Consider the following 2165-nt stretch of genomic DNA (forward strand, 5'->3'; position numbering starts at 1 on the left):
GGCCGGCACGGGTGCCGGCGGTGCCGGGGTGGGCGCGGGCGGCGGGGAGGCTGCGACGGGCTTCGCCGGCTCGGGCTCGGGCTCGGGTTCCGGGGCGGGGGCCTCGGCCGCGGGAGCCTCGGCTGGCGCCGCGGCACCGGACCCGTCGTCGATCACGGCGAGCTCGACGCCGACTTCGACGGTCTCGTCCTCGGAGACCTTGATGGAGCTGATGACACCGGACGCGGGGGCGGGGATCTCGGTGTCGACCTTGTCCGTGCTGACCTCGAGGAGCGGCTCGTCGGCCTCGACGCGCTCGCCCTCCTGCTTCAGCCAACGGGTGACGGTTCCCTCGGAGACACTCTCCCCGAGCCGGGGCATCGTGACAGATACAGACATGCTGGAACGACTCCTTCGTCGCGTCCGGCATCTGCACCGCGCAAGCGGCCGGCCGGAGGCGCTGATGCTGTGGCTTGGCCTTGAGTACGTGGATGGGTCGGGTAGCCGACCCCGGGGGGTTCCGTCGCTAGGCGTCCAGGTGGGCGCCTAGCCGTGGATGTGCAGGGGCTTGCCGGCCAGCGCGAGATGCGCTTCGCCGAGAGCCTCGGACAGGGTGGGATGGGGGTGGATGAGCTGGGCGACGTCGACCGGAAGGGCCTCCCAGTTCGTGATGAGCTGTGCCTCGGCGATGAGCTCGCCCACCCGGTCGCCCACCATGTGGACGCCGATGACGGGCCCGTCGGGCAGGGCCACCAGCGTCACCGCGCCCGCCGTCCGCAGGATCTGGGCCTTGCCGTTGCCGGCGAGGTTGTACGTGAGGGTGCGGATCTCGCCGTGGCGTTCCCGGGCGGCGGCCGCGGTCAGTCCCACCGAGGCGACCTCGGGGTGGGAGTAGGTGACGCGCGGGACGTTGTCGTAGTCCAACGGCGCCGGGCGCAGTCCGGCGAGCCGCTCGGCCACGTAGATGCCCTCGGCGAAGCCCACGTGGGCGAGCTGCAGGCCGGGGCGCAGGTCGCCGAGGGCGGAGACGGTGGGGATGTTCGTGCGCAGGTCGCCGTCCACCAGCACGTAGCCGCGGTCGGTCTCGATCCCGACCTCCTCGTAGCCCAGGCCCGCCGAGACCGGTCCGCGGCCCACCGCGACGAGCAGCAGCTCGGCCTCGATGGTCGTGCCGCTTTCCAGCGACACCGTCACCCCGTGGTCGGTGGTCTTCACCCCGGCGAAGCGGGCGCCGAGATGCTGGGCTATCCCGCGCTTGCGGAAGGCCCGCTCCAGCAGCTTCGAGCTGGACTCGTCCTCCAGCGGCACGAGATGTGCCAGCGCCTCGACGATGGTGACCTCGGCGCCGTACGAGCGCCACACCGAGGCGAACTCGCAGCCGATCGCGCCGGCGCCGAGCACGACGACCGACGCCGGCACCCGGTCGAGCACGAGGGCATCGTCGCTGGTGATGACCCGCTCGTGGTCGATGTCGAGGCCGGGGAGGGTCCTCGCGTACGAGCCGGTGGCGAGCAGCACGTGCCGGCCCTCGACGACCCGGTCCCCGACGGCGACCGCGGTCGGAGACACGAGCCGGCCCGTGCCCTCGACGACCTCGATGCCGCGGGAGTTCACCAGCCCGGTCAGCCCCTTGAACAGGCCGGCGACGACCGAGTCCTTGTAGGCGTTGACCTTGGCCATGTCGATGCCGTCGAAGGTCGAGCGGATCCCGAAGGTCTCGCTGTCGTTGATGTTGTCGACGATCTCCGCCGAGTGCAGCAGCGCCTTGGTCGGGATGCATCCGCGGTGCAGGCACGTGCCGCCGAGCTTGTCCTTCTCGATGAGAACGACGCTCAGGCCGAGTTCCGCGGCGCGCAGCGCGGCGGCGTATCCACCGCTGCCGCCGCCGAGGATGACCAGGTCGACGGGACCAGCCGCTGAATCTGCCACGTCTGGGGTCCCTTCTCGTTGACTGTGTGCAGGCCTGCGGGGGGCGCCGGCCGCGAGGGTGTCGTCGGGCCGGCGCCACAGGCCACGACCGACAACCTCACGCCGGTCCACACGTCGGTCCGAGCCCAGTCTTTCACGACGCCAGCCGGCACCCGCTCGGATGGGCACGTGGGGTACGTCGCCCATCGGCGGTGCCTATCGCCGCCGTCCCGCCGCCGTCCCGCCGCCGTCCCGCCGCCGTCCCGCCGCCGCCCGGT

2 protein-coding genes are annotated in these 2165 nt (G+C 72.3%); both read right to left on the minus strand.

Annotated features, from left to right (window positions below; all coding sequences use genetic code 11):
* Window positions 1–378 (minus strand): biotin/lipoyl-containing protein (locus MXD58_RS29760; protein ID WP_284679016.1); only part of this gene is annotated, 378 nt, incomplete at its 3' end.
* A 147-nt stretch (window positions 379–525) separates the two neighbouring features.
* Complete coding sequence (lpdA, locus tag MXD58_RS29765) at window positions 526–1908, minus strand: dihydrolipoyl dehydrogenase (RefSeq protein WP_248837190.1); 1383 nt, start codon at window positions 1906–1908, stop codon at window positions 526–528.
* Window positions 1909–2165: the final 257 nt, after the last annotated feature.

This window comes from Frankia sp. AgKG'84/4 (assembly GCF_023242965.2).
Taxonomy (GTDB): domain Bacteria; phylum Actinomycetota; class Actinomycetes; order Frankiales; family Frankiaceae; genus Frankia.